General features: G+C 39.6%; 6 protein-coding genes. All 6 read left to right on the top strand.

The features are described 5' to 3' along the window. On the top strand, positions 1 to 342 hold a 342-nt coding region (locus ACXVWP_RS10955), incomplete at its 5' end, for an RnfABCDGE type electron transport complex subunit D (protein WP_369866964.1). Next, positions 335 to 1,126, top strand: a complete 792-nt coding sequence (locus ACXVWP_RS10950) for a Na(+)-translocating NADH-quinone reductase subunit C (RefSeq protein ID WP_054420318.1) — start codon at positions 335 to 337, stop codon at positions 1,124 to 1,126. The genes ACXVWP_RS10955 and ACXVWP_RS10950, both read left to right, overlap by 8 nt. Beyond that, entirely contained in the window at positions 1,126 to 1,755 is a 630-nt protein-coding gene (locus tag ACXVWP_RS10945) for an NADH:ubiquinone reductase (Na(+)-transporting) subunit D (protein ID WP_005695375.1), read from the top strand. Before ACXVWP_RS10950 ends, ACXVWP_RS10945 begins: the two co-directional genes overlap by 1 nt. A gap of 3 nt (positions 1,756 to 1,758) precedes the next feature. Then, positions 1,759 to 2,355 (top strand): NADH:ubiquinone reductase (Na(+)-transporting) subunit E, encoded by a 597-nt coding sequence (nqrE, locus tag ACXVWP_RS10940; RefSeq protein WP_049362633.1) that lies wholly within the window; start codon positions 1,759 to 1,761, stop codon positions 2,353 to 2,355. Between the two features lie 10 nt (positions 2,356 to 2,365). Continuing rightward, a complete protein-coding gene (gene nqrF, locus ACXVWP_RS10935; protein ID WP_160222065.1) occupies positions 2,366 to 3,601 on the top strand; it encodes an NADH:ubiquinone reductase (Na(+)-transporting) subunit F in 1,236 nt (411 codons plus the stop codon). Positions 3,602 to 3,745: 144 nt separating this feature from the next. Continuing rightward, on the top strand, positions 3,746 to 4,653 hold a 908-nt coding region (locus ACXVWP_RS10930), incomplete at its 3' end, for an FAD:protein FMN transferase (RefSeq protein WP_369866962.1).

Here is a 4,653-nt window from a genome sequence, read left to right as displayed (position 1 = left end):
ATGATCGGTATGATTGGTACAGCAACCTTATTCAACTTAATCGGTTCTGATTCTAACCAAATGTTCTCAATGCCTTGGCATTGGCACTTTGTATTAGGTGGTTTTGCACTTGGTATGATCTTCATGGCTACAGACCCTGTGTCAGCTTCATTCACCAATACAGGTAAATGGTGGTACGGAGCGTTAATTGGCGTGATGGCGGTATTAATTCGTACAGTGAACCCAGCTTATCCAGAAGGGATGATGTTAGCGATTTTATTTGCAAACTTATTTGCACCAATTTTCGACTACATCGTGGTTCAAGCAAATATCAAACGTCGGAGAGCAAGAACAAATGGCTAAATTTAATAAAGATAGCGTTAGCGGTACAGTTACCGTTGTTGTGTTGCTAAGTTTAGTGTGTTCTATCGTGGTTTCTGGTGCTGCAGTAGCATTAAAATCCAAACAAGATGAACAAAAAGCACTCGACGTTCAACGTAACATTTTAACTGTTGCTGGCTTAATGAAAGAAGATAATGCATCAGTAATCAAAGACACTTACAACAAATTTATTGAACCTCGTTTAGTGGATTTGCAAAGTGGTGATTACGTTCAAGCTTCAGCAGAAGAAATCAATAAATTTGAACCTAAAGATGCCGTTAAAGATCCAGCTAAAAGCCAAGCTATCCCAGCTGAGGCAGATAAAGCAGGGATCAAGGTCCGTGCAAACCAAGCGCGTGTTTATCTTGTAAAAGATGAGCAAGGCAATGTAACCCAAGTTGTATTACCAATGTATGGCCGTGGTTTATGGTCAACCATGTATGGTTTTGTTTCTGTTGCACCAGATGCGAATACCATCAAAGGTATTACTTACTATGATCAAGGTGAAACAGCTGGTCTTGGGGGCGAAATTGCGAACCCTCGTTGGCAAGCACAGTTTGTCGATAAAAAATTATTCGATGAGCAAGGTAACCAAAAATTCAAAATCTACAAAGGTAGCTCTGCTGCAGATAAAGAGCACGGTGTAGATGGTTTATCAGGTGCAACTTTAACCAGTAACGGTGTTCAAGGTTCATTTGATTATTGGTTCAGCCAAAATGGCTTTGGTCCATTCTTAGCGAAATTTAAAGCAGGAGAAATCAAATAATGGCTGATGCAAAAGTAAACTTAAAAGGTCTTTTATTCGATCCTATTGTTAAAAATAACCCGATTGCCTTGCAAATTTTGGGTATCTGTTCTGCATTAGCGGTAACAACCCAATTACAAACAGCAATCGTTATGGCGATTGCGGTAAGTTTGGTAACCGGTTTCTCCAGTTTGTTCATTTCATTGATTCGTAACTATATTCCAAATAGTATCCGTATCATTGTACAACTGGCGATTATCGCATCTTTAGTAATCTTGGTTGACCAAGTATTAAAAGCTTATGCCTATGGTTTATCTAAACAGCTTTCTGTATTCGTTGGCCTTATCATTACAAACTGTATCGTAATGGGTCGTGCAGAAGCGTTTGCGATGAAATCACCTCCGCTAGAAAGCTTTGTTGATGGTATCGGTAATGGTTTAGGTTATGGTGCGATCTTATTAATTGTCGCCACATTACGTGAATTAATCGGTTCTGGTCGTTTATTTGGTTTCCCTGTATTCCAAACGATTCAAGACGGCGGTTGGTATCAACCAAACGGTTTATTCCTTCTTGCACCAAGTGCGTTCTTTATTATCGGCTTCGTTATTTGGGGCTTAAGAACGTGGAAACCTGAGCAACAGGAGAAATAATCAATGGAACATTATATTAGCCTATTCGTGAAGGCGATCTTCATTGAAAACATGGCGCTTTCTTTCTTCTTAGGGATGTGTACTTTCCTTGCAGTTTCTAAGAAAGTTTCTACGGCGTTTGGCCTTGGTGTTGCGGTAACAGTGGTACTTGGTATTGCGGTGCCTGCGAACCAATTTGTATACGAACATGTATTAAAAGATGGCGCATTAGTAGAAGGTGTAAGCCTTGAGTTTTTAAACTTTATTACCTTTATCGGGATTATTGCGGGTCTTGTTCAATTACTTGAAATGACTTTAGATAAATTCTTCCCTGCACTTTATAACGCATTAGGTATCTTCCTTCCACTTATCGCCGTAAACTGTGCGATCTTTGGTGGTGTATCTTTTGCGGTACAACGTGAATACACTTTTGCAGAATCTGCAGTTTATGGTGTGGGTGCAGGGCTTGGTTGGATGTTAGCAATCGTTGCGCTTGCAGGTTTAACCGAAAAAATGAAATATGCCGATGTACCGGCAGGCTTAAAAGGATTAGGGATTACCTTTATCACTGCAGGCTTGATGGCGCTTGGCTTTATGTCATTCTCTGGTATTCAGTTATAAGGAGGCATAAATGAGCGAATCTTCAATTTTATTATTAGGTGTTGCGGCATTTACGGTTATCCTTTTAGTGCTCGTTGCGATTATTTTATTCGCTAAATCAAAATTAGTGGATTCTGGTGATATCACCATTTCTATTAATGACGATCCTGAAAAAGCGATCACCTTACCTGCTGGTGGTAAATTGCTTGGTGCATTAGCAAGTAAAGGTATCTTCGTTTCTTCTGCTTGTGGTGGCGGTGGCTCTTGTGGTCAATGTGTGGTGAAAGTGAAAAGTGGCGGTGGTGAAATTTTACCAACCGAACTTTCTCACATTAATAAACGTGAAGCAAAAGAAGGTTATCGTTTAGCTTGCCAAGTGAATGTAAAAGGCAATATGGACGTTGAACTTCCAGAAGAAATCTTCGGCGTGAAAAAATGGGAATGTACCGTTATTTCTAATGATAACAAAGCAACCTTCATTAAAGAGCTTAAATTGGCTATTCCTGAAGGCGAAGAAGTACCTTTCCGTGCAGGTGGTTATATCCAAATCGAAGCTGATCCACATACGGTTTACTATAAAGATTTTGATATTCCAGAAGAATACCATGAAGATTGGGATAAATACGATTTATGGCGTTATGTGTCTAAAGTGGACGAGCATATTATCCGTGCTTACTCAATGGCTTCATATCCAGAAGAGAAAGGCATCATTATGCTTAACGTGCGTATTGCAACGCCTCCACCACGTCAACCTGATGCACCTCCAGGTCAAATGTCTTCTTATATTTGGTCATTAAAACCAGGTGATAAAGTGACAATTTCAGGTCCGTTCGGTGAATTCTTCGCAAAAGAAACTGACAATGAAATGGTCTTCATCGGTGGTGGTGCAGGTATGGCACCAATGCGTTCTCATATCTTTGACCAATTAAAACGTTTACACTCTAAACGTAAAATGTCATTCTGGTATGGTGCACGCTCTAAACGTGAAATGTTCTATGTAGAAGATTTTGATCAGCTTCAAGCCGAAAATCCTAACTTTACATGGCACGTGGCATTATCTGATCCGTTACCAGAAGATAACTGGACAGGTTACACTGGCTTTATTCACAACGTACTTTATGAAAACTACTTGAAAAATCATGAAGCACCAGAAGATTGTGAATACTACATGTGTGGACCTCCGGTAATGAACGCGGCGGTCATCAAAATGTTGAAAGACCTCGGTGTTGAAGATGAAAACATCTTATTAGATGACTTCGGTGGTTGATTTTAGTTAATCAAAACATCATGAATACTGACCGCACTTTGTGATGAAGTGCGGTCAAAATTTAAGGTGTTTTTAGAAAATTTTCTATGATTACAGGTAAATTTTGTTTAGTTTGCTAGTAGTTCACAGATTTAGGAAATCCAGATGAAAAAATTAATAAGCGGTATCGTGGCGGTGGCAATGGCATTAAGTCTTGCAGCCTGTGAAAAAGAAACAAAAGTTATCTCATTAAGTGGTAAAACAATGGGAACAACTTATCATGTTAAATACCTTGATGAAGGCTCAATGAAAGCAACATCTGAAAAGACGCATGAAGAAATTGAAGCTATCTTAAAAGATGTGAACGCGAAAATGTCCACTTACAAAAAAGATTCGGAATTGAGTCGTTTCAATCAAAATACCCAAGTGAATACACCGATTGAGATTTCAGCAGATTTTGCCAAAGTATTGGCCGAAGCGATTCGTTTAAATAAAGTGACTGAAGGTGCATTGGATGTAACTGTTGGCCCTGTCGTTAATTTATGGGGATTTGGCCCGGAAAAACGTCCAGAAAAACAACCTACACCAGAACAATTAGCTGAACGCCAAGCTTGGGTTGGTATTGATAAAATTGCCCTCGATATGAGTGCTGCCAAACCGACATTAAGCAAAGCACTTCCTCAAGTTTATGTCGATTTGTCCTCGATTGCTAAAGGCTTTGGCGTTGATCTGGTCGCTGAAAAGTTAGAACAATTAAATGCTCAGAATTACATGGTTGAAATCGGCGGAGAAATTCGTGCGAAAGGAAAAAATATTGAAGGCAAACCTTGGCAGATCGCAATTGAAAAACCAACTACAACAGGTGAAAGAGCGGTTGAAGCTGTCATTGGATTAGACAATATGGGAATGGCAAGTTCTGGCGATTATCGAATTTACTTTGAAGAAAATGGTAAACGTTTTGCTCATGAAATTGACCCGAAAACCGGCTATCCAATTCAGCATCATTTAGCCTCAATTACCGTGCTTGCACCAAGTTCGATGACGGCTGATGGCTTATCTACAGGTTTATTTGT

The sequence above is a fragment of the Haemophilus sp. SZY H56 genome (assembly GCF_054332415.1).
The sequence above is the reverse complement of the archived record's forward strand: the minus strand, read 5'-3'. Positions and strand labels throughout refer to the sequence as shown.

Coding starts and splice junctions, on each gene's coding strand:
- ACXVWP_RS10950 (WP_054420318.1), top strand. CDS start 335: ATGGCTAAATTTAATAAAGATAGCGTTAGCGGTACAGTTACCGTTGTT.
- ACXVWP_RS10945 (WP_005695375.1), top strand. CDS start 1,126: ATGGCTGATGCAAAAGTAAACTTAAAAGGTCTTTTATTCGATCCTATT.
- nqrE (WP_049362633.1), top strand. CDS start 1,759: ATGGAACATTATATTAGCCTATTCGTGAAGGCGATCTTCATTGAAAAC.
- nqrF (WP_160222065.1), top strand. CDS start 2,366: ATGAGCGAATCTTCAATTTTATTATTAGGTGTTGCGGCATTTACGGTT.